Source organism: Actinacidiphila oryziradicis, from assembly GCF_005047355.1.
Classification (GTDB): Bacteria; Actinomycetota; Actinomycetes; order Streptomycetales; family Streptomycetaceae; genus Actinacidiphila; species Actinacidiphila oryziradicis.
Genome location: NZ_SUMC01000020.1, coordinates 1 through 22,304, shown reverse-complemented (window position 1 = coordinate 22,304; position 22,304 = coordinate 1). Strand labels below are relative to the sequence as shown.

Annotated in this window: 19 protein-coding genes and 2 pseudogenes; 12 read left to right on the top strand and 9 right to left on the bottom strand. The window is 70.2% G+C overall.

Annotation, left to right across the window (positions count from 1 at the left end; translation table 11 throughout):
• Positions 1-301 precede the first annotated feature (301 nt).
• The 6 genes and pseudogenes from FCI23_RS21055 to FCI23_RS59880 all read left to right on the top strand — a co-directional run bounded on the left by FCI23_RS21055 (position 302) and on the right by FCI23_RS59880 (position 6,239).
• Positions 302-1,492, top strand: coding sequence for a L,D-transpeptidase (locus tag FCI23_RS21055; RefSeq protein ID WP_407646004.1), 1,191 nt, complete (start codon positions 302-304; stop codon positions 1,490-1,492).
• Positions 1,493-1,681: 189 nt separating this feature from the next.
• The gene (locus FCI23_RS21050) at positions 1,682-2,860 is read left to right on the top strand and encodes a L,D-transpeptidase (protein ID WP_136725592.1); all 1,179 of its coding nucleotides are present in this window, start codon (positions 1,682-1,684) and stop codon (positions 2,858-2,860) included.
• Between the two features lie 118 nt (positions 2,861-2,978).
• Positions 2,979-3,746, top strand: a complete 768-nt coding sequence (locus FCI23_RS21045; RefSeq protein WP_136725491.1) for an enoyl-CoA hydratase/isomerase family protein — start codon at positions 2,979-2,981, stop codon at positions 3,744-3,746.
• A 290-nt stretch (positions 3,747-4,036) separates the two neighbouring features.
• Positions 4,037-4,495, top strand: a complete 459-nt coding sequence (locus FCI23_RS21040; RefSeq protein WP_246143878.1) for an ATP-binding protein — start codon at positions 4,037-4,039, stop codon at positions 4,493-4,495.
• Between the two features lie 485 nt (positions 4,496-4,980).
• Positions 4,981-5,955, top strand: a complete 975-nt coding sequence (locus tag FCI23_RS21035; RefSeq protein WP_136725489.1) for a TIGR03557 family F420-dependent LLM class oxidoreductase — start codon at positions 4,981-4,983, stop codon at positions 5,953-5,955.
• Positions 5,956-6,068: 113 nt separating this feature from the next.
• Positions 6,069-6,239: pseudogene (locus FCI23_RS59880) on the top strand (hydrophobic protein).
• 67 nt (positions 6,240-6,306) lie between these two features.
• Here FCI23_RS59880 and FCI23_RS21025 read toward each other — a convergent pair.
• Positions 6,307-7,806, bottom strand: a complete 1,500-nt coding sequence (locus FCI23_RS21025; RefSeq protein WP_136725488.1) for an MFS transporter — start codon at positions 7,804-7,806, stop codon at positions 6,307-6,309.
• Positions 7,807-8,090: 284 nt separating this feature from the next.
• Between FCI23_RS21025 and FCI23_RS21020 the strand changes: the two genes are divergently transcribed.
• On the top strand, positions 8,091-8,741 hold the full coding sequence (locus FCI23_RS21020) for an endonuclease (protein WP_136725591.1): 651 nt from the start codon (positions 8,091-8,093) through the stop codon (positions 8,739-8,741).
• 39 nt (positions 8,742-8,780) lie between these two features.
• The gene (locus tag FCI23_RS21015) at positions 8,781-9,014 is read left to right on the top strand and encodes an SDR family NAD(P)-dependent oxidoreductase (protein WP_136725487.1); all 234 of its coding nucleotides are present in this window, start codon (positions 8,781-8,783) and stop codon (positions 9,012-9,014) included.
• 27 nt (positions 9,015-9,041) lie between these two features.
• Here the strand turns inward: FCI23_RS21015 and ligD (FCI23_RS21010) are convergent, their stop codons facing one another.
• From ligD (FCI23_RS21010) to FCI23_RS59875, 5 genes are all read right to left on the bottom strand, one after another.
• Positions 9,042-9,980, bottom strand: a complete 939-nt coding sequence (gene ligD, locus FCI23_RS21010) for a non-homologous end-joining DNA ligase (protein ID WP_136725486.1) — start codon at positions 9,978-9,980, stop codon at positions 9,042-9,044.
• Complete coding sequence (ligD, locus tag FCI23_RS21005) at positions 9,977-10,915, bottom strand: non-homologous end-joining DNA ligase (protein WP_246143877.1); 939 nt, start codon at positions 10,913-10,915, stop codon at positions 9,977-9,979. Before ligD (FCI23_RS21005) ends, ligD (FCI23_RS21010) begins: the two co-directional genes overlap by 4 nt.
• A 124-nt stretch (positions 10,916-11,039) precedes the next feature.
• Positions 11,040-11,420, bottom strand: a complete 381-nt coding sequence (locus FCI23_RS21000) for a DUF2795 domain-containing protein (RefSeq protein WP_136725484.1) — start codon at positions 11,418-11,420, stop codon at positions 11,040-11,042.
• 11 nt (positions 11,421-11,431) lie between these two features.
• Entirely contained in the window at positions 11,432-11,986 is a 555-nt protein-coding gene (locus FCI23_RS20995; RefSeq protein WP_136725483.1) for a hemerythrin domain-containing protein, read from the bottom strand.
• Between the two features lie 89 nt (positions 11,987-12,075).
• Positions 12,076-12,390 (bottom strand): hypothetical protein, encoded by a 315-nt coding sequence (locus tag FCI23_RS59875; RefSeq protein ID WP_246143876.1) that lies wholly within the window; start codon positions 12,388-12,390, stop codon positions 12,076-12,078.
• 139 nt (positions 12,391-12,529) lie between these two features.
• On the opposite strand from FCI23_RS59875, the gene FCI23_RS20985 reads away from it, so the two are divergent.
• Positions 12,530-12,856: a plasmid stabilization protein gene (locus FCI23_RS20985; protein WP_136725482.1), complete on the top strand. Its 327-nt coding sequence runs from the start codon at positions 12,530-12,532 to the stop codon at positions 12,854-12,856.
• Between the two features lie 60 nt (positions 12,857-12,916).
• Here the strand turns inward: FCI23_RS20985 and FCI23_RS20980 are convergent, their stop codons facing one another.
• A complete protein-coding gene (locus FCI23_RS20980) occupies positions 12,917-14,656 on the bottom strand; it encodes a pyruvate dehydrogenase (RefSeq protein ID WP_136725481.1) in 1,740 nt (579 codons plus the stop codon).
• A 245-nt stretch (positions 14,657-14,901) separates the two neighbouring features.
• Positions 14,902-17,673 carry an AAA family ATPase gene (locus FCI23_RS20975; RefSeq protein WP_136725480.1) on the bottom strand — a complete coding sequence of 924 codons (2,772 nt, stop codon included), beginning with the start codon at positions 17,671-17,673 and terminating at the stop codon, positions 14,902-14,904.
• A 237-nt stretch (positions 17,674-17,910) separates the two neighbouring features.
• Between FCI23_RS20975 and FCI23_RS20970 the strand changes: the two genes are divergently transcribed.
• The 3 genes from FCI23_RS20970 to FCI23_RS20960 all read left to right on the top strand — a co-directional run bounded on the left by FCI23_RS20970 (position 17,911) and on the right by FCI23_RS20960 (position 21,532).
• On the top strand, positions 17,911-18,570 hold the full coding sequence (locus FCI23_RS20970; RefSeq protein ID WP_136725479.1) for a helix-turn-helix transcriptional regulator: 660 nt from the start codon (positions 17,911-17,913) through the stop codon (positions 18,568-18,570).
• A 194-nt stretch (positions 18,571-18,764) separates the two neighbouring features.
• On the top strand, positions 18,765-19,466 hold the full coding sequence (locus FCI23_RS20965; protein ID WP_136725478.1) for a DUF4255 domain-containing protein: 702 nt from the start codon (positions 18,765-18,767) through the stop codon (positions 19,464-19,466).
• A complete protein-coding gene (locus FCI23_RS20960) occupies positions 19,463-21,532 on the top strand; it encodes an ATP-binding protein (RefSeq protein WP_136725477.1) in 2,070 nt (689 codons plus the stop codon). Before FCI23_RS20965 ends, FCI23_RS20960 begins: the two co-directional genes overlap by 4 nt.
• A gap of 44 nt (positions 21,533-21,576) precedes the next feature.
• Here FCI23_RS20960 and FCI23_RS20955 read toward each other — a convergent pair.
• Positions 21,577-22,304: pseudogene (locus tag FCI23_RS20955) on the bottom strand (hydrolase); the annotation flags it as partial.

Below are 22,304 nucleotides of genomic sequence, written 5' to 3'. Positions count from 1 at the left end.
ACGGCTTCGGTTACGGACGCCGGTACGGCTTCCGGTACGACGATGGCGGCCGTGACCCCGTGGCCGTTCGCCGACGGAACGGACTCGGCGGCCCTGTGCTCGCGCGTCCCTGACACGTGCTTGCCTCCCGCGGCTCACGGCGTTGTGGCAGGACGTTGCCCGCCCCGTGTCCCGGCGGGGCGGGCGGCCCTGTCTCCCATGTTCATTCCCTTCTGAAAGGGTCTAGTCACACGTTCGAGCGGAAGCGGCGCGGTTGGTCTTCTCCGCGTTTCCCCGGCAGGGTCAGTGTCGTTGACCCAGCGTGACGAAAGTGGTGAGGCGCGCGCTGTGCGCCGGGGCGGGACTGGTCGGTGTGGCGCTGCTCGCGGCGGGGTGCGGCTTCGGCGGAGCCGGGGATACGCACGGGAAGGACGACGCCGCTCCCAAGGTGTCCCAGGCGCAGATCCGCATCACCCCGGAGGACGGTGCGCACGACGTGCGCCTGGCGGACCCGTTCATGGTGGAGGTGACGGACGGCAGGCTGACCTCGGTGAAGGTCGAGAACGCCGACGGCACGGTGGTCGGCGGCAAGACCGACGCGGGCGGCCGTTCCTGGCGTCCCACCGCCGCGCTGACGCTGTCCACGAGGTACACGGTCGACGCCTACGCCGTCGATGGCGACGGCCGGGCCGCCGCCAAGCACGCCGTATTCACCACCCTGGTGCCGAAGAACACCTTCATCGGCTTCTTCACACCCGAGGACGGCTCCACCGTCGGCACCGGCATGATCGTCTCGCTGGTGTTCAGCCACCCGGTCGCCAACCGCGGCGCCGTCCGGCGCGCGATCGTGGTGCGCTCCGAGCCCGCGGTCGAGGTGGCCTCGCACTGGTTCGGCGCCCAGCGGCTCGACTTCCGCCCCGAGTCGTACTGGACACCCGGCACCAAGGTGACGCTGGACCTGCGGCTGCGCGATGTCGAGGGCGCGCCCGGGGTGTACGGAACGCAGGCCAAGGAGGTGCGGTTCACGATCGGCCGCGACCAGCGCTCCACCGTCGAAACGGACACGCACACCATGACGGTGCGCCGCGACGGCCAGGTGTTCAAGGTGCTGCCGGTCACCGCGGGCAGCCCGTCCAACCCCACGTACAACGGCCGAATGGTGATCACCGAGAAGCTGCCGCTGACCAGGATGAACGGCCAGACGGTCGGCTTCGGCGGCGAGTACGACATCCCTGACGTGCCGCACGCGATGCGCCTCACCCGCTCCGGGACCTTCATCCACGGCAGTTACTGGGCGCCACCCGGGACCTTCGGAGCCGTCAACACCAGCCATGGCTGTGTCGGTCTGTACGACGTGAAGGGCGGCGGGTCGAACACTCCGGCGGGCTGGATGTTCGACCACTCGCTCGTCGGTGATGTGGTCAATGTGGTGAACCCCCATGACCGTACGGTGGCTCCCGACAACGGCCTGGGCGGCTGGAATCTCACCTGGCGGCAATGGCTTGCGGGCTGACTGAGACGAAACAGTAACAAGCCCAAACCCAAAGACCCTGCTTAACAGGATCGTGTGGTTATCTGTCCCTGCTCTATTCGGGGGACCACACACACGTCGGTTCAGCGGGGTATGGGGAGAAGCGAGTTGAAGCCGATTCAGGCGACGTCCGGTGTCAGGCAGAGCGTTCTGGCGCTGGCGTTGGGGGCCATGCTGCTGTTCATCACCGCTTGCGGCGGTGGCGGCGGCAGCGGAAACGATTCGGGCAAGGCAGGAGCGACCACCGGCAAGGCGGGCTCGACGAAGACGGCGGCATCGAAGGCCGTCGTCACCATCGCGCCGAAGAACGGCGCGGCCGCCGTCGACACCAGCGGTGCCCTGAAGGTCACCGCGGCCGAGGGCAAGCTGACCTCGGTCGTCGTGAAGGATAGCAAGGGCAACGCGGTCAAGGGCGCGATAGCCACCGGCGGCGGCAGCTGGGCGCCGAGCGAGACGCTGGGTACCTCCACCAAGTACACGGTGGACGCCGTCGCCAAGGACACCGACGGCCGGGAGTCGGCCAAACACGCGACCTTCACCACGGTCGTCCCGAAGGGCGAGTTCGTCGGCACCTTCACCCCGGAGGACGGCTCGACCGTCGGCACCGGCATGGAGGTGTCCCTCAACTTCACGCACGCGATAGCCGAGGCCGACAAGAAGGCGGTCGAGCAGGCCATCCAGGTCACGGCCAGCCCGTCCGTCCCCGTCGCCGGCCGCTGGTACGGCAACCAGCGCATCGACTTCCGCCCCGAGAAGTACTGGGCCGCCGGTACCAAGGTCACGCTGAGCCTGCACCTCAAGGGCGTCAAGGGCGCGCCCGGGATCTACGGAACCCAGCACAAGGATGTGCACTTCACCATCGGACGCAGCCAGGTCAGCATTGTGGACGCGGCCAAGCACACCATGAAGGTCTACCGCAGCGGCAAGCTGATCAAGACACTCCCGATAACCGCCGGCGCACCGGGCAAAACCACCTGGAACGGCAAGATGGTCATCTCTGAGAAGCACTTGGTCACCCGTATGGACGGCGCCACCGTGGGCTATGGCGGTGAGTACGACATCCCGGACGTGCCGCACGCGATGCGCCTCACGACTTCCGGCACCTTCCTGCACGGCAACTACTGGGCCAGTGCCTCCACGTTCGGCAGCGCCAACGTCAGCCACGGCTGCGTCGGTCTGCGGGATGTGAAGGGCGGCGGCTCCACGTCCACTCCGGCGGCCTGGGTGTACAACAACTCGATCATCGGCGATGTGGTCCAGGTGAAGAATTCCAAGGACCACACCGTCCAGTGGTACAACGGCCTCAACGGCTGGAACCTGTCCTGGAGCCAGTGGACCAAGGCCTCCTGACCCCCGATTCCTGACCCTTTGCTTCGTACGACGTCCCCGCAACAGGCCGGCCCTGTGACCAAGGGCACCGGGCCGGCTTGTTGCGGGGGAGGCGCGCGGTCGGACTACGCTCCGTCACATGACTGTGAAACTTGAGGTCGACGAGGGCGTCGGCACCATCCGCCTGGACCGCCCGCCGATGAACGCACTGGACACCGCCACCCAGGACGCCCTGCGCGCGATCGCGGAGGAGGCGGCCCGCCGGGAGGATGTACGCGCCGTCATTGTTTGGGGCGGCGAGAAGGTCTTCGCGGCCGGCGCGGACATCAAGGAAATGCAGCTCATGGACTACGAGGCCATGGCGGTACGGTCCCGGGCCCTCCAGGAGTCCTTCACCGCCGTGGCCCGGATCCCCAAGCCCGTCGTCGCCGCCGTCACTGGTTACGCGCTCGGCGGCGGCTGCGAGCTCGCCCTCTGCGCCGACATCCGGATCGCCGCCGAGAACGCGAAGCTGGGCCAGCCGGAGATCCTGCTCGGGTTGATCCCGGGTGCGGGCGGCACCCAGCGACTCGCCCGGCTTGTCGGCCCGTCGAAAGCCAAGGAGCTGATTTTCACCGGCCGCCAGGTGCGCGCGGACGAGGCGCTCGCCCTCGGCCTGGTCGACAAGGTCGTCCCTGCCGACCAGGTGTACGCCGAGGCGCGGGCCTGGGCCGAGCGGCTCGCCCGTGGGCCGGCGCTCGCACTGCGCGCGGCCAAGGAGGCAGTGGACAGCGGTCTGGAGACGGACCTGGAAACCGGCCTCACCATTGAACGCACCCTGTTCGCCGGACTGTTTGCCACCCACGATCGCGAGACGGGTATGCGGAGCTTCGTCGAGGACGGCCCGGGGAAGGCCAAATTCCGGTAGCCGTGGTGCGTTTGGTTGACCCGGATACACCCGTAGGGCCGCCTTAAACAAAACTTAAGTGAGCATTAAGGCGGCCTCTTCCGGGTGGCGTGTGCATGACCTGTTTGTGGGCAATCACCCCAGGTCATCCAAGGTGTCGCCGATGCTCGCTTGTTGGTGGCATATGCTGTCCGGGCGGACCGGAATGATTGATTCCGTTAGGGGAATTCCGTCGATCCGCCCCGAAGTACCTTCTGCGCGGCCATCATGTTGGCATGGCGGGCCGGGGAGCATCTGAGCAGCCGCAGCGGATGGACACCACTGCGGGGGGGCGGCCGCCGGGCTCGATCGAACACCAGACCGCCACTGCCCTCGACCTGGTCGGTGACCCTTCCGCCGGTGAGGTCCGTCTCAGCTCCCGCCCCGAGTCCGCCGCCACCGCCCGTCGGCTCGTGATCGAGGTGCTGCGCGGCTGGGCCCTCTCCCAGTTCGAGGACAAGGCCGAGCTTCTCGTCTCCGAACTCGTCGGCAACGCCGTACGCCACACCGGCGCCCGCACCTTCGGCCTCTGCGTGCTCCGCCGCCGTGGCTGGATCCGTGTCGAGGTCCGTGATCCCTCCCGCGCCCTGCCCTGTCTCCTCCCGGTCTGCAGCCTCGACATCAGCGGCCGCGGACTCTACCTCGTCGACAGGCTCGCGGACCGCTGGGGCGTGGACCTGCTGCCGCGAGGCAAAAGCACCTGGTTCGAGCTGCGCGTGCCCGATCGCTGACGCGAGTGACCCCGGACACGAAGTGGCCCCCTGCGTCGTTGTACGACTGCGCGGGGGCCTCTTCGTTTCACCGCGGGAATGGGGGTGTCCGCTGCGGCGTCTTGGAAACGACAGCCCGGGGTGATGGGGGCCGTCACTCATGACTCTACGGCATCAGTGGTGCCACGCCTGTCGTTACGGGCGTGAAGTGTGCCACTTCCCTTGCAAACGACGGCCCAGTACGGAGGAGGGGAGCGTGGACCAGTCGGCAAGCTGGTCGGACGGCTTGTCATGCGCCGCCCAGCTCAGGCCCTCGACGTCGCAGCCGGACGCGTAATCGCTATTTTACCGGCGCAGGGGTTTCTGTCCCGGCCTCAGCGGTGACGCGCCGATCCGGGACGTCTCCGCCCCTGACGGCGCGGCGACCCGGACCTGCCAGACGACGAGCAGCGTGGCCGGTCGCGCCATTCGACGCTCCGCGCGGCGCTCAGGATGCGAGGCACGGCATGACCTCCTACGGATACTTCCTGTCCAGCGAGGAATTTCCCCCCGGCGAGCTGATCAAGCAGGCGCAGATGGCCGAAGAGGCCGGCTTCGACGCGCTGGCGATCTCCGACCACTACCACCCATGGAACGACGAGCAGGGCCAGAGCGCCTTCGTATGGTCCACGATCGGGGCGATCTCGCAGGTCACGTCCCTGCCCATCACCTCGTTCGTCACCTGCCCCACCGTGCGCACCCACCCGGCCGTCGTCGCCCAGGCCGCCGCCACCTCGGGTGTCATCACCGGTGGCAAGTTCCGGTTCGGAGTCGGCACGGGGGAGGCGCTCAATGAGCACATCCTCGGCGACCGTTGGCCACCGGCCCCCGTACGGATGGAGATGCTGGAAGAGGCCATCGACATCATCCGGCGCCTGTTCACCGGCAAGCAGATCTCCCACCACGGCAAGTACTACACCGTGGAGAACGCCCGCCTCTACACCGTTCCGCAGGAGCCGGTGCCCATCCACATCTCCGGCTTGGGTCGCAAGGCCGCGTCCCTGGCCGGGCGGATCGGCGACGGCTTCATCACGATCGGCCCGAACCGGACACTCATCGAGGAGTTCCGCAAGTCCGGCGGCGCTGACAAACCCGTCATCGGCGGTATCAAGGTCTGCTGGGCGCACGACCGCGAAGAGGCGGTCGGCACCGTCCACCGCCTGTGGCCCACCGAGCAGCTGCCCGGCGAACTCCTCCAGGTGCTGCCCACCCCCAAACACTTCGAGCAGGCATCACAGCTTGTCACGCCCCAGATGATCGACCATAACGTGACCTGCGGCAATGACGTCGACGAGCACCTGAACACCGTCCGGGCCTTCACCGAGGCGGACTTCGACGAGGTCTACATCTCCCAGATAGGCCCCGAGCAGCGGGAATTCTTCGACGCCTACGGCGAGCGGATCCTCCCGCAGCTGCGGAGCGGAGAGCACGACGCCCGGTGACAGCGGCCCGGACGTCCGCCGGCCGGGTACGCCCGGCTCCGGCAATCGGCTCCTGAATAGGCGCATGGGATGCCGGTTTCCGGGCATGCGCCTCCCCGGGAAGGATACCGGAAATGGGGATAGTGATTCTGGTACTTCTGCTTGCCCTGATCCTGGGCGGTGCGGGATTCGCCGTGCACGTACTCTGATGGATTGCCTTGGCCGTTCTGGTCATATGGCTTCTGGGGTTCGCCCTCCGGAGTACGGGAGCAGGCGGAGGCAGAGGCCGATGGTACCGATGGTGATCGGAGCCTGAGAACCTGAGAATGAGCCCGGATGAATGTCCGGGCTCATTCTCAGGTTCTCAGGCTTCTACCCGGCAGACGTGTCGGCGACGGGGGCCGGGGTGGCCGACAGCGGAGTCGCGATGTCCTCCAGCGAGCGCCGCTCGGCCGGTACGGCCAGGAAGGCGGCGACCACACCGGCCACGGTCATCAGCGCCGCGCCGATGGAGAAGGCGAGCACCGTGTCGCCGTTGTCGCCGGACTGGGTGAGCTTGGCGAAGACCAGCGGGCCGGTGATTCCGCCCGCCGCCGTACCCAGCGCGTAGAAGAAGGCGATCGCCATGGCCCGGGTCTCCATCGGGAAGATCTCCGAGACGGTGAGATAGGCGCTGCTCGCCCCCGTCGAGGCGAAGAGCAGCACCACACACCAGCAGGCCGTGAGGGTGTTGGCGGTCAGTTGGCCGCTGTGGAACAGCCAGGCGGTACCGAACAGCAGCAGCCCGCTGCCGATGTAGGTGCCGGCGATCATCGGACGGCGGCCGACCGTGTCGAACAGCGGCCCGAGCAGGACGGGCCCGAGAAGGTTTCCGACTGCTATTACGGCGAAGTAATAGCCGGTGCGGTCACTGGGGACGTGGTAGAACGTCGTCAGGATCGAGGCGAAACCGAAGGTGATGGCATTGTAGAGAAATGCCTGGCCGATGAAGAGCGACAATCCAAGCCAGGCCCTTCGCGGATACTCGCGGAACACGGTGCGCGCGATGAGACCGAAGCCGATGGTGGCCCGCTGGCGGATGGTTATTTCACCTTTGGGCGGCGGCAGCTCGCGCCCGGTCTCCTTGCGGATCTTCGCCTCCACCGCCTCCACCAGATCCTCGGCTTCCTTGGGGTGACCGTGGATGAGCATCCAGCGCGGTGACTCCGGCACATTGCGCCGGACGAGAAGAATGACGAGGCCCAGGACGACACCGAGCGCGAAGGTCAGCCGCCATCCCACATTCGCCGGGAAGTACGAGGTGTTGAGCATCACCACCGACAGCAGTGCCCCGCCGATGGCGCCCAGCCAGAAAGTGCCGTTGATGGCCAGGTCCACCCGTCCCCGGTAACGCGACGGGATCAACTCGTCGATGGCCGAGTTGATCGCCGCATACTCGCCGCCGATACCGAAGCCGGTAAGGAAGCGGAAGGTGAAGAACCACCAGGACTGGAACGACAGAGCGGTGAGCCCCGTCGCGGTGAGATAGAACGCCAAAGTGATGATAAAGAGCTTCTTGCGGCCGTACCGGTCGGTGAGCCAGCCGAAGAACAATGCCCCCGCGCACGCCCCCGCCACATACACGGCGGCGGCGATACCGGTGACCTCGGCGGAGGTGATCGACAGCCCGCTGCCGGGCTCCGCCAGCCGACCCGCGATATTGCCGACCACCGTTACTTCCAGGCCGTCGAGAATCCATACGGTGCCCAGACCGATCACGATTGTCCAGTGCCAGCGTGACCACGGCAGACGGTCCAGACGGGCTGGGACGGAGGTGGTCACCGTGCCGGGTTCATGGCCAGCGGAGCCGCTTGACCTTGTGGTACTTGCCATCGGGGCCTCCTCCTCTTCGGCACGCCGGGCGCCTGCCCCGTCGCGCGCTGAGGCTGTGTCTGCCCGGGGGCGGGCTGCGCATTCCTGCCATGATCGCGCAGAAGCCGGGAATAATCGCGCGGAACCGGGCGGGCGCGGGCCATGGCGAATCCCAGGAATCCCCGAATCCCATTGGATTGAGTCGAGCGGCCGCCCCGCACTACCCCTACCGGGACGGCAAGCGGCTGCTCATCGTCACGCCCGCCGTTCGTCTTAAACGGGAGGGAAGCGGGCAGGCGCTCGGCATGGACACGGACGCCAAGCACAGGCAGCTGGCGGCCCGGCTGCTGAACCGGTACGGGAAGACGTACGCCGAGGAGGCCGGCATCCGGCTGCGGAACGCTCCGGCCCCGCTGTACCAGCTGCTCGTGATGTGCGTACTGCTCTCGATCCGTATTAGGGCCGACATCGCGACGGCCGCCGCGAGGGAACTCTTCGCGGCCGGAATGCGCACCCCCCGGGCCATGGCCGGTGCCGGCTGGCAGAGCAGGGTGGACGCGCTGGGCCGGGCCCACTACCGGCGCTACGACGAGAGCACCGCGACGGCGCTCGGCGAAGGGGCCGAGCTCGTGCTGAGCAGGTACCACGGAGACCTGCGCAATCTGCGGAAGGAAGCGGACGGCGACCCCGACGAGGTGCGCCGCCTGCTGCGGGAATTCCCCAGGATCGGGCCGGTGGGCGCGGAGATCTTCTGCCGTGAGGCCCAGGGCATATGGGAGGAGCTGCGGCCCGCCTTCGACGAACGCGCCCGGCGCGCGGCGCAGGAACTCGGCCTCCCGCACACCCCCGAAAGCCTGGCGGCGCTCGTGGCCCCGGACGACCTGCCTCGCCTCGCCGCCGCCCTCGTCCGGGTGAGCCTGGCCCGTGGGGCGACCGAAGAGCTGAAAGCCGCCTGAAACACCGCGGGGTACCTTGCCTTGAGGGGGATGAGAAGCATGGACCACGCACAGTCCGCGGAGCACGCCCGCACCGTCGTCATCACGGGTGCGTCCGCCGGCATCGGCCGGGCGGTGGTACGCGGATTCACCGCCCGGGGCGACCGGCTGGCGCTCATCCGCGCGCACTCACGCAGCGTCCGGCTGTGGGCCTCCCAGCACCACGACACGCTGGGCGCCGCCGCGCAGCGCACCGCCGCCGCCGTGGCCCTGAGAGCCTCCCGCTGCTCATAACCGCGAATGGCTGCGCCGTTCGTGGTTTTAGCGGGCGGCCTCTAAGCAAACACGGGAGCCTGCGGAGGCCCTGCGGAGGCGGGTGCGGGCCTGGGGCAGGGCTCGGCCGCGGCGGGGGATGCCGTTCCAGGGGGCGGTGCCGGCGTGGGCGGCGGCGGTGGCCAGGGTCCAGCTGCGGGCGGTGAGCCCGGGGTCGTCCAGCTCTGCCCAGGCGATGGGGGTCGCGACGGGTGCGCCGGGCAGGGCCCTTACGGAGTAGGGGGCGACGGCGGTCTGGGCGTAGCCATTGCGCTGGATGTCGAGGTACAGGCGGTCGCCGCGGGCCTGCTTGCGGGCGGCCGTGGTGAGCCGGCCGGGGTGCCGGGCGACGAGGGCGTCGGCCACCTCCCGGGCGAAGTCGCGGACCTCGTCGAAGCCGCTTTTGCCGTCCAGGGGGACGATGACGTGCAGGCCCTTGGAGCCGGTGGTCATCAGGGCCGCGGGGAGCCGGAGTTCGTCCAGCAGCTCACCGAGCGCGGCAGCGGCGGCCCGGACCGGCGTGAAGTCCTGCCCGGGCGGATCCAGGTCGAACACGAGCCGGTCGGGGCAGTCGGGGCGGTCGGCCCTGGACAGCCAGCGGTGCAGGGTTACGCAGGCCTGGCCCGCCAGGTAGCACAGGGTCGCGGCGTCGTCACAGACCACATGGGTGACGGTGCCGCCCTCCTTGCCGACCGTGGCGCGGTGGATCCAGTCGGGGAAGTAGTCGGGCGCCTCCTTCTGCATGAAGCGCGGGCCGCCGATGCCGTCGGGGTGCCGCTCCAGCATCAGCGGACGCCCGCGCAGTTCCGGCAGCATGTGCGGGGCGATGTCGCGGTAGTACTCCACCAGGTCGGCCTTGGTGTATCCCGCGTCGGGGAAGAGCATCTTGTCGGGCCGGTCGAGCCGCAGGGTGCGCCGCCCGGCCCGGACGGTCGTGGTGGTGGTCACGGAGACTCCTTCGCGGGGGCGGGGCGTTCTCGTACGACCTCGGTGGGCCGTTTGTCGTCGCGCAGGCCGAGAAAGCGCGGATGGCGCAGCTTGCCGTCGCGGGTCCACTCGCTGAAGCCGACCTGGGCGACGAGTTCCGGGCGGACCCAGTGCGCGGCGCGCTCGCGGACCGGCTCGTCGAAGGGCGGGTCCGGCTGCTCCAGGGCGTCCAGCCGTTGCCGTAGCCGGCGCAGGGTGGCGGTGTCGAAGCCGGTGCCGACCTTGCCCGCGTACCGCAGCCGCCCGTGGTCATAAGTGCCGACCAGCAGGGCGCCGAAGCCGACCCGGCTGCCGGAGGGTTCGGTGAAGCCGCCGATGACCATTTCCTGGGTGGCCTCGCACTTGAGCTTGACCCACTGGGTGGAGCGGCGCTGGACGTAGCGGCTGTCCGCGCGTTTGGCGATCAGGCCTTCCCAGCCGTGCCGGCAGGCCTCGTCGAGCAGCTCCTGGCCGTCCTGGTTGCGGTGCGGGGTGTAGCGCAGCGGTCCGGTGAACTCCAGGGCGCGGCGCAGCAGCTGCTTGCGGTCGCGCAGCGGGAGGACGGTGGTGTCATGGCCGTCGAGGTGCAGCAGGTCGAACAGGTAGTAGGTGACCTTGATCCGGGTGGCACGGACGTCGGTCTCCCTGGTGAGCCCCATGCGGCGCTGGAGGAGGGCGAAGCTGGTGCGGCCGCGGTCCATGGCGACGATCTCGCCGTCGACCACGAAGCGGTCCATCGGCTGGGCGCGGAGGGCCGCGACGATCTCGGGGTAGGTGCGTTCCAGCCGCTGGCCGGTGCGGGACGTCAGCCGCACTTCGTCGCCGTCGCGGAAGGCCACTGCTCGGATCCCGTCGAGTTTACGTTCGAAAATCCAGCCGTCGTCGAAGGAACGCCGGTCGCTCAGCGTGGCGAGCATGGGGCGGACGGAGTCCGGCACGGGCGTCGTCGGCGGGGCGCCCCCGCTTTCCGGCGCCGCGCCGCCCTCCGCCGGCCCCGAAGGAGGGCGGCGGAGGGCGGCGGATCGCTGTCGCATCGTGGGCCTACCGCTGGGGCTCCAGGCCCAGCGCCTGCAGGATCTGCTGCACACTGGCATACCGGGTGCCGTCCTTCGGCAGCTCCTGTACGAGATCGATCACCGGCTCCGGCGCGTGCTGCGCCGTCAGGGCCCGCACCAGCGAGTGCCGGTTCAGGGGGAAGTCCGAACGGTTCAGCCGGCGGGCGAGCTCAAGGCGCAGCGCAGGGCCGTCGAGCGGGCCGGAGGAGACCCGTCCCGCGGCGGCCGTCGGCTCGTCGTCGGCGGCCGGCTCCGGGTCGCGCCATTCCTCGGTGCGGGTCGGGTGGCCGGACCGCAGCAGGCCCTCCAGCTCGTGCTTCATCTCGTCGTCCCGGTGGGGGCTGAGACGGTCGCTGCCTCGTTGCATTGGTGCCTCTTTCAGTTCTTTCCCAGCACTGTCCGGACGGCGTCCCGCGTCCGGTCGACGATGGCCGCGGCCGGTCCGGCAACGGCGTTCTCCCTCGCCGATTCGATGCCCGGGTGCGGACGGGTGGGGGCGAAGGTCTCCGCGGCCCGTACCGCCTCGGCCAGCGTCCGCAGCTTGTCCGGATCGGAGTTCTCCCGGAAGCGCGCGAACTCGTACTTCTCCTCGGCCTCGGCGTGGGCGAGTACGTCCGCGCGCAGGGCCGCGAATTCGCGCAGGAAATCCCGGCTTTCGGTGCCGGCCTTCTCCAGCCGTTTCAGCGCTTCCTTGCCTGCCTTTTCCTCCTCCAGCCGGTCGGCGACCACCTGCTCGCCGCCCTCGACCGCCTGTCGGGCATACGGGTGGATGACCTCTTCCTCGGCGGCCTCGTGCACCGACAGCAGCCGGACGACTTGTTCGAAGACTTTCCGGCGGTCGTCCCCGCCGGTGACCAGTACCTCGTCCAGAAGCTCGCGGATCTGCTGGTGCTGCCGCTGGAGCAGAAAGACGACATCATCGTGCTCACTCATAAAGCCCTCCGATTCGTGTCGTGTGGGTGCGGAAGCCAATCGCGTACCCAGCGCTGCCGGGCCGACACGGGGTTTTTGGACGAGTGCTGTCAGTGCCCGAGGATGTGCCGCGTGCGGCGCCGGTGTCCGGTGTCCGCCGCCGGCTCGTCGACCGGTGTGTCGTTCACCCGGAGCGCACGGCGGCGACGGTGCCAGGCGGCGCTCCCCGCCATCATCGCCAGGCCCAGGCAGAAGAGCAGGGCGAGCGCCAGTCCGGCGCAGAAAATGGCGAGGCTGTTCATCGTGGTGACGGTGTTGCCGAGCACTGTCGGCGTGTAGTCCGGTCCGCCGGACAGGTTGTCCGAGATCAGCAACCCCACGAAGGAGCCTGTCGCGGCGAGCAGCAGCAATCCCAGGATCAGCATCCGAGTCATCTCCTTCGATTCTGTGCGTTCGATTTCACTCAGCGGCTACCCGGGTCTCGCACCGGGTAACGCGCTTGTGTGGCGACGGCACTCTGCGGGTACCCGCAAACCGGACATCCCACCATCTGAAGGAGACGGCATGCCGCGAGGATCGAGCCCCAAGCGTGAACGTCAGTACGAGCACATCAAGGAGAGCGCCGAAAAGCGCGGGACCGGCGAGGAGCGTGCCAAGGAGATCGCGGCCCGGACGGTGAACAAAGAGCGGGCCCGCTCAGGGGAGTCGCGCACCGCCAGTAAGACGTCCACGCAGGACATGTCCTCCTCCCGCCGCGGCGGGCTGCGCTCGCACTCCGGCTCGCAGGGACCCACCAAGGAACAGCTCTACGAGGAGGCCAAGCGCCGCAATATCCAGGGCCGGTCGAACATGAGCAAGGAAGAGCTCAACAAGGCGCTGGGCGGCAAGTGACGCCCGCAGCCGTCGGCGCCGACGGCTGCGGGGGGAGCGGGAACCGGCGCGGGGCCGGCGTTACGGGCGCGGGATGTTGCGCAGATTGGCCCGCGCCAGGTCGAGCATCTTTCCGACGCCGCCGTCCAGTACGGTCCTGCCTGCCGAGAACGCGAAGCCCTTGACCTGTTCCGGGGAAATGTGCGGTGGGATCGACAGCGCGTTGGAGTCGGTCACCAGGTCCACCAGGCACGGCCCGTTGTACGCCAGCGCCTCCTCGAGGCCGCTGCGTACGTCGCCGGGCTTCTCGATCCGGATCGCGTGGATCCCGGCCGCCCGGGCGATCGCCGCGAAGTCCACCGGCGGGTGGTCGGTCTGGTAGTCCGGGAAGCCGTCGACCATCATCTCCAGCTTCACCATGCCGAGCGAGGAGTTGTTGAACACGATCGTCTTCACCGGCAGGTCGTGCAGCTTCACCGTCAGCAACTCACCCATGAGCATGGCGAGTCCACCGTCGCCCGACATCGAGATCACTTGGCGGCCGGGGTAGGCGAACTGGGCGCCGATCGCGTGCGGCAGGGCGTTCGCCATGGTGCCGTGCCGGAACGAACCGATCACCCGGCGGCGCCCGTTGGGCGTCAGATAGCGGGCCGCCCACACATTGCACATCCCGGTGTCGACGGTGAACACGGCGTCGTCGTCGGCCAGGTCGTCCAGGAGCGAGGCGGGGTACTCGGGGTGGATCGGCACCTGCCGTTCCACGTTCCGGGTGTACGCGGACACCACGGTCTCCAGCGACTTGGCGTGCTTGCGCAGATTCCGGTCCAGGTAGGAGCGCTGCTGCTTGGCCTTCACCAGCGGCAGCACCGCGCGCAGCGTCTCGCGGACGTCCCCGTGCACCCCGAGTTCCACTACCGTGCGGGCGCCGATCCGCCCGGCGTCGTGATCGACCTGCACGGTGCGGGCCTGCGGCAGGAAGTCGTCGTACGGGAAGTCCGTACCCAGCAGCAACACCAGGTCGGCCTCGTGCATCGCGTCATAGCACGCGCCGTAGCCCAGCAACCCGCTCATCCCCACGTCGTACGGGTTGTCGAACTGGATCCACTCCTTGCCGCACAGTGAGTGCCCGACCGGGGAATGCACCTTGCCGGCCAGCTCCATCACCTCCGCGTGCGCGTCCCGGACGCCCGCGCCGCAGAAAAGCATCACTTTCTCCGCCGTGTTCAGCCTCTTGGCCAGCGCCTCCACCTGCTCTGCCGGTGGTACGACCCGTCCGAGGGCGGTCACCAGATCGCCCGACTCGGTCGGATTGGGCGCCTGCGCGTCCGCCAGGTCTCCCGGTATGACAAGCACGGAGACCCCGCCGTGACCGAGTGCCCTCTGCATGGCGATCCGCAGCACCCGTGGCATCTGCGCCGGATTGCCGACCATCTCGCAGTAGTCGCTGCAATCGGTGAAGACACGCTCCGGGTGGGTCTCCTGGAAGAATCCGGTGCCTATCTGCTTCGAGGTGATGTGCGAGGCCAGCGCCAGCACCGGGGCGCCCGAGCGGTGAGCGTCGTACAGACCCTGGATCAGATGGGTGTTCCCCGGCCCGCAGCTGCCCGCGCACACCGCGAGCCGCCCGGTCAGTTGCGCCTCGGCCGCCGCGGCGAAGGCCGCGGCCTCCTCGTTGCGCACATGTACCCATTCGATACCGTCGGTGCGCCGCACCGCGTCCACGACCGGGTTCAGGCTGTCACCCACCAGCCCGTAGATCCGCTTCACCCCGGCGCGTCGCAGGATGTCGATCAGTTGGTCTGCCACGGTCGGGTTTCGCATCGCGAGCCTCCTGGGATCGTCAGGTACCCCCGTACCTTCTACGATCCTGCGTGGAGATCGCACCGCAAGTCCAATGTCCTTGCAGGAGTCAAATCTTTCTCCGGGAATTCAAAAAATGGCGGGGTTCGCATATTTTTTCGCGCGCGAATGAATTTCCCCGAATAAAAGAACCGGCAGCGGGTATACCGCGCGCCGCCGATGGACGGGTAACCCGGCGAAGGTTCCCGGCCACGGCACTCGTCCGGCTATCCCTCGCTGTTCAGCGCCGCCGGGAGGTCTGTTCTGCGGTGGATACCGAGCTTGCGGTAGGCGCTGGTGAGGTGGGTTTCGACGGTGCGGCGGGCGAGGTGCAGCAGATCGGCGATCTCGGCGTTGGTACGGCCGTCGGCGGCGAGCCCGGCCACGCGGCATTCGCTGCCGGTGAGGGCGCCGGAGCCGGTCAGCCGGGCGTTCCGGTGGCGGGCACCGCTGTCCCGGAGGGCCTGTTCGGCGGTCGCGCGCAGGCGCACCGCGCCCAGCCGCTCGGCGGTGGCAGCGGCCTCACGGAGCAGGGGGCGGGCCTGTCCGGGCTGCCCGGCGGCGGTCAGCTGCCGCCCGTGGGAGAGCAGTGCCGGGACGAGTTCGGCATCCAGCGCGGCCTCCCGAAGGGTCTGGACGGCCCGGCCGGTCAGTTCCAGCCCGCGCCGGCCTCCTGTCGCGGCTCCCAGCGTCCGAAGGGCCCGCCCCATCACGCGGGGGGTGTTCCATACGGCGGCGAGCCGGTACTCCTCCTGGGCGAGGGGGAGAGCGGCAGCCGGCCGGCCGAGCGTCAGGTGGCACTCCGCGGCGGCGGACCGCCAGGGGGTGACGACGGGACTCACGACATCGCGGGCCGTCTGCCGTCGTCCGCATTCCAGGAAGTCGTCGAGGGCGCCCACCGGGTCGTCCGAGGCGGCGCGCAGCAGCCCCCGGGCGTACAGGAAGCGGTTCAACTCCCAGCTGTCGTGCGCGTCCCGGAGGGAGACGCCCCCGGCGAGCCGGTGGGCGTCGGCCAGGCGGCCGGACTCGACGAGGGCGAGTACGGCATGGGCCTGGAGGTTGCTCGGGCCTGTGCCGGCGGCCCGGTCCGCAGGGAGGCCGCAGTCACCGAGGTCCGCCAGCACCTGTGCGTGCCGGCCGCGCGCGGCGGTGGTGTCCGTCCGCGTGTTGACCAGGGCCTGGTACATCAGGTATTGCCGCGAGAGGCGGTGCCCGGCCAGGCCACGCTGGACGAGCCGGTCGGCGTCGTCCAGCTCATCGGCCCATTGGGCGACGGCGGCGGCGGTGATCAGCAGATACGGGAGCAGCGGCGGCTCCTCCGGAGCCGCCAGCAGTGCACGGATCCGCCGCATCGCCTGCTCGGCGGACAGCAGACCGGCGGTCGCTTCGTATCTCACCAACAGGGCCTGCTCGGCCGGGCCTACGACGGAGGGGGACTGTTCGGCGGCCCGGCGCAGCCGGGTGTAGACCTCCTGCCGGAGCTCCGGGTCGTGGTCGGCGAGCAGCACGGACGCGGCCTGCACACTGCGGGCCAGGGCAGGATCGTCCGGCAGGCGCCCGTCGAGGTCGTGGAGCACGGCGAACGCGGCGTGCGCCTGGCCCCGCAGGGCCAGGGCGGTGCCCAGTGCCACCGCGGCCTTGACCTGGTCGCGGGGCAGCTCCTGGAGGCGCAGGGCCTCGGCCAGCCGGGGGATCCCGGCGGACCGTACGGTGCCGAACTCCAGGGAGCCGAGCTCGGTGAGGACGTTGGCCCGGCGGTCGCGTGCCATCGGCTCGTCGAGCGCGCGGCGCAGGTAGTCCACCGCGTCGCCGGTCCGGTCGGCCCGGGAGGCGCCGCCGGCCGCGTCCACCAGGACGTCCGCGGCCCATTCCGCGCCCACGGCGGGGGCCTGGAGCAGATGGCCGGCCACCGCCTCGGCACGGTTGCCGCGCCGGTGCCGTAGTTCGGCGGCCGCACGGTGCACCGCCTGCCGTTGGGCGCTGGGCCAGCTGTCGAGCACGGCTTCCCGCAGCAGGGCGTGCGCGAAGCGGGGCTGCCCGTGCGCGGGGTCGCGGCGCAGCAGCCCGAGGCGGATCATCGCGGTGACCCAGCCCGGCACCCGGGCGGGGTCGGCGCCGGTCACCCCGGCGAGCAGGCCGCCGATGTCGTCGCCGTCGTCGCCGTCATCCAGGGCTTTGTCCTCCAGCTCGGCGAGGGTACGGGCCACGACGGCGGTGCCGGGGCCGGCGCTGTCCAGCCACCAGGAGACGGCGGCGGCGAAGGCGCCCGGATACAGGTCGGCGCAGCTGTCCGGCAGGGCCGCCCTGGCGGCGCCGTCCGGGAACACCGCCCGCAGGTCGTCCAGCAGGGCCCGCAGCAGCAGCGGATTGCCCGCGGCGGCCCGTACGCAGCCGTCCACCCAGTCCTGCGTGGCGCCGGCGCCGGAGCAGTCCCGGACCATGTCCGCGGCGGCGGCGTGGCTCAGCGGCGCCAGGGCGTGCACCCGGACCAGGCTGGGTGAGAGGGCGTGGGCGAGCCCCGGCGCGGGCGGGGTGATGTCGTACTGGCCCCGCTCGGTCACGACCAGCAGGACCGCTAAGCGGTCCAGGCGGCGGGCGGCCTCGGCGAGCCAGCGCCGCGAGGACGGGTCGGCGAGGTGGACGTCGTCCACGGCCACCAGCAGGGGGGAGTCGGCGGCGTACGAGCGCAGCAGCGACCACAGCCGGGCGGGGTAGTCCGGGTGGTGCGGGGTCTCATCGCCGGGACCGAAACCGGGTTGCTGGTCCAGCAGCTGCTGTACGGCGCCCAAAGCGGTGCCGGATCCCGCGGCGGAGCAACGGGCCCGCAGCACTCGCATCCCCTGCTCCGCGCCCTGGGCGGTGGCGGCCTCCAGCAGTGCGCTGCGACCGGTCCCGGTGGCCCCTCTGAGCAGCACCAGCCGTCCGGACCCGGTGCGGGCCAGCCCGGCTTCCGAGGACAGCAGGTCCAGCGCGTCCTGGCGTTCGCGGAGTGCCGTCATCGGTTCCTCCGGGGACGTGGCCGGGCGGGGACCGGCGTCGGGGTCGTTGTCGTGATCACGGTCGGTCCTGTCGGGGGGTTCGCTCTCGGGTTCGCTCTCGGTTCGGCTCTCGGTCTCGTGGTCGTCTCGTGCTCGATCTCGTGGTGGACCACGATTGCGCACGCCACAGCATTCACAGGAGTGTTGGGTCCACTTGTTCGACAGGTGCGTGTTCTATGGACGCGAGAACGTAGGGGAATGGTTTTGCGCACGTCATTCGATACGACGGGGCCCAACGCCAGGATCCCGGTCACGGTGCACGCGACGGACCCGCTCTCCCTGGCCGGAGCCATCAGCCAGCTGCGCCAGCAGCCCGCGATCGAGCTCGTCGACGAGGGGAGCGGGCGGCCGGGAAGTGTGGCGATCCTGCTCGCCGAGGTGCTGGACGACGACACACTGTCGCGGCTGCGGCGGCTCGTACGGATCGACGGCACCCGGGCCGTGCTCGTGGCGAGCCTGATCCGCGAGGCGGAACTGCTCCAGGTGATCGAGAGCGGCGTCGGAGCTATCGTCTGGCGGCACGAGGCCACCGGGCAGCGGCTCCTCCAGGCCGTTGTCGCGGCCTCCCGGGGCGATGGCGATCTGCCCTCCGACCTGTTGGGACGACTGATCACCCAGGTCGGCACCTTGCAGCGCAACGCGGCCAACCTGCCGGGCGCACCCGCTTCCGGGCTGACCCCGCGCGAGATCGATGTGCTGCGACTGGTGGCCGAGGGGATGGATACCGGTGAGATTGCCAGCAAACTCTCGTACTCCGAACGCACCGTCAAAAACGTGATGCACGGCCTCACGACCCGCTTGCAGCTTCGCAACCGGACGCACGCCGTGGCATATGCCCTCCGGGAAGGTTACATCTGATCAATCGGACCATCGTGGTGGCCCCCGGGGGCAACCGGGATTGCCCCTGAATCGTCCCCTCCGTGCCTGCGAGGCCGGTGCCCGGCCGAGGCAGGATGACGGCAGGGTGTGCCGTGCCGACGCCGTCGGCGCAGGCGCCCCCGCGACATGGACCAGCAACGCCGGTAACACCAGGAACAGCGAAGGGCGCGACAGTGATCCACGAGGTGGACGAGGTCCTCAAAGGACTGCTGTCCGGCGGCGCCCTGGCCGGGACCGGGGTCGAAATCGCCTTCGACGCCCCGACCCGTGAATGGGCGGCCCGCCGCAACGCGCCGACGATCGACGCCTATCTGTACGACATCCGCGAGGACGTCAGGCGCCGGGAGCGTGGGGCGATCTCGGTCAAGGACGAACGCGGAGTGGTGCTGCGCCGGCGTCAGCCGCCGCGCTGGTTCCGGCTGTCCTACCTCATCACCGCCTGGACCAAACGGCCGCAGGACGAACACCGGATGCTCTCCGCCGTACTGGCCACGCTGCTGCCCCGCGAGGTCCTGCCGCCCGAGGAACTGACCGGGGCGCTGGCCGCGCTCGGCCTCACCGTGCCCCTCACGGTCGCCGGGCTGCACACCGAGGCCCGGTCGCTCGCCGATATCTGGTCCGCGCTCGGCGGCGAACTCAAGCCGTCCCTCGATGTCATCATCACCGTGCCCTTCCCCTCCTTCCCCGAGTACGACGCCGGGCCCCCTGTCACCGAGGGCGCCGGAGTGCGGGTACGCGGTACGGACGGCACCCTCGAAGGGTCGCAGGAACGACACCACCGCCCCCGGCATCTCGCCCGCGCCGCGGGCGAGGCGCCGGCCACCCCGGCGGCGATTCCGTCCCGCCGCCGGGGCCCCGGAGCGGCGCCGCAGTGACCGCCGACCCCTACACCGATGCCCTCGCGGACGGACCTGCCGTCGCCCCGGCCAGTGCGCTGATCACCCGGCTCGCCGGGCTGCGCGACCGGGTCGCGCTTCTGGTCGAGCGGCGCAGCGCCACCGATCCGACCGCCGCCGACCCGCTGCGCGGCCTGTACCTGTCCGACGAGGCCGTACAGCACCTGCTGTGGCCCGCGGACGGCCCTGACACCTATGCCGACGGCGACGCCACCGGGCTGGGATCCGCTGACGGGGAACCGCACCACGGCACACCGGACGGCGACCGGCTCCACCGGCTCATGGTCCGGCTCGGCATCACCCCGCTGGACGCCGCGATCCTGCTGCTCGCGCTCGCCCCTGACCTCGACCGCACCTTCGAGCCGCTGTACGGCTACCTCAACGACGACGTCAGCCGCCGCCGGGCGACCATCGGACTCGCCCTCGAACTGTGCGACCTGCCCGTGCACTCCGCCCGGGCCCGCGCCCGCTTCCACCCCTCCGCGCCGCTGCTCGCGCTGGGCCTGGCCCGCGTCGAGGAGCCGGAACGCCCCTTCTTGAGTCGATCGTTGCGGATCCCCGACCGGCTCACCGCCCATCTGCTCGGCGACGACACCCCCGACGCCGCTCTCGCCGGACACGCCCGGCCCCTTCCGGCCGTCCCGGTCCTGCCGCAGGCCGACCCCCTGGTGGAGAGGCTGGCCAAGCGGCTGGCGGGCGGCCCGCTCACGGTGTACCTGCGTGAACACCGGGACGGGGACGGCCTCGCCTGCGCCATGGCAGCCCTGAGCGCCGGCGGCCTGGAGGCCCTGCACTTCACCCCACCGGCCGGGGACGACGAACCGCACCTGCTCCCCGAACTGCTCCGCGAGGCGCGGCTGCGCGGCTGTGCGATCGTCGTAGCCCCGATGCCCGAGAAGCCGGGGCCGCTGGTCCAGGCGCTGGCGGTGGAAGACGTACCGGTACTGCTGGCCGGATCACGTCCGTACGATCCGCAATGGTGCGACCGCGACCCGCTCGTGCTGGACGCTCCCCGGCAGCGCTCGGGCGACCTCGATGCCTGGTCGGCCGCTCTGGGAGCGACGACGGAATCGACGGAACACGGGTTCGATCTGGCGCCGGTCGTGGCGCCCTACCGGCTGGGCGGCGACCGGATCCGCCGCGTTGCCGACGTCGCGCTGGACCTGGCCGCGTTCGACGGCAACCCGCTGTCCGCCGCGCATCTGCGGCTCGCCGCCCGGCAGCAGTCGGCGTCCGGCCTGGAGCAGCACGCCCGGCGGATCCGGCCCGCCGTGAGCTGGGACGACCTCGTCCTGCCCGAATCCCCGCTGGCCCAGCTGCAGGAGCTGGCCCTGCGGGCCCGGCACCGCGACCAGGTGCTGGGCGACTGGCGGCTGAGCGCCGGCGGCGGCCGGGGCCGGGGCGTGATCGCGCTGTTCGCGGGCGAGTCCGGCACCGGCAAGACGCTGTCCGCCGAGGTGGTGGCCGCCGAACTCGGCCTTGACCTGTACGTCGTTCAGCTCTCCTCCATCGTCGACAAATACGTCGGCGAGACCGAGAAGAACCTGGAGCGGATCTTCACCGAGGCCGACCGCACCGACGCGGTGCTGCTCTTCGACGAGGCCGACTCCGTGTTCGGCAAGCGCTCGGAGGTGAAGGACGCCCACGACCGCTACGCCAACCTGGAGAGCGCCTACCTGCTGCAGCGGCTGGAGTCCTTCGACGGCATCGCCCTGCTCACGACGAATCTGCGGGCCAACATCGACGACGCGTTCACCCGGCGCCTGGACCTGGTGGTGGACTTCCCGTTCCCCGACGCCGCCCAGCGCCTGGCGCTGTGGCGGCACAGCCTGGCTTCGGTGCCGTGCGCGGACGACATCGACCCGCATTCGTGCGCCCGGGACTTCGAGCTGGCCGGCGGCTCGATCCGCAGCGCCGTGGTCACCGCCGCCTACGCGGCGGCCGGCCGCGGCTCCCCCGTTACCACCGCCGACCTGCTGGCGGGCGCCCAGCGCGAGTACCGCAAGGCGGGGCGCCTGGTGCTGGACGAGGACGGCGGCTGGTGAGTACGGGGGCCGGGGCCGGCCCCGGCCGTGTCAGACAGTGCACGTCACACGGTGAACCTGACGGCTTCCAGCCAGAGCGCGTTGTCCAGGGTCCCGCCAAAGATGTAATTGCCGGGGGTGTCGCAGGACAGGCCATGCCATCCCTCGCCATGGACGTTCGCGTTCTGGCAGACACTGCCGTCGCCGACATTGATGACAAAGCCCCGCATGCGCTGGGCATCCTTGGTGGACCCGATGTTGAGGTCGATGCCGTCGACCGCGGACGTCCAGGCCGTTTTCCAGCCGTCGTCCTGGACGAACGCGTTGCCGGCGGTTCCCTTGACGCCGGACACGGCGATGTTGATGGACTCGATGGCTCGGCCCTCGCCCGGCTTGCCCGCTGTCCGGCCGTCGCACACCGGGTGCTGCCAGCCGATGTCGGTCATGAAGACCCGGTAGCAGATGTGCCGCCCCGGGGTGCTCGCGGCCAGTAGCCCGACAGCGGTTGCCGCGGTGTCCGGGGGTGCGGACGTCTTCTTGGCCTTGGGCGTGGCCGATGCCCCGCCTCCGCTGATTGCGGCCTGTGTCTGGACCGCGGGCGCCGCGGTCGTGGGCGCCGCCGCCGTGGTGGGTGCGGGCGGCTGGGGCGGCACCGCGGTCGGCGTCGGGGTGGGGATGGTGGTGGCGGCGGTCTGCTGGAGTTTTTCCTGGGCGAGGCTGGTCACGTTCGGTTGGTAGGCGAACCAGAGGGCGACGCAGGCGATGGTGAGTCCGACGGCGAGGCTGAGGAAGG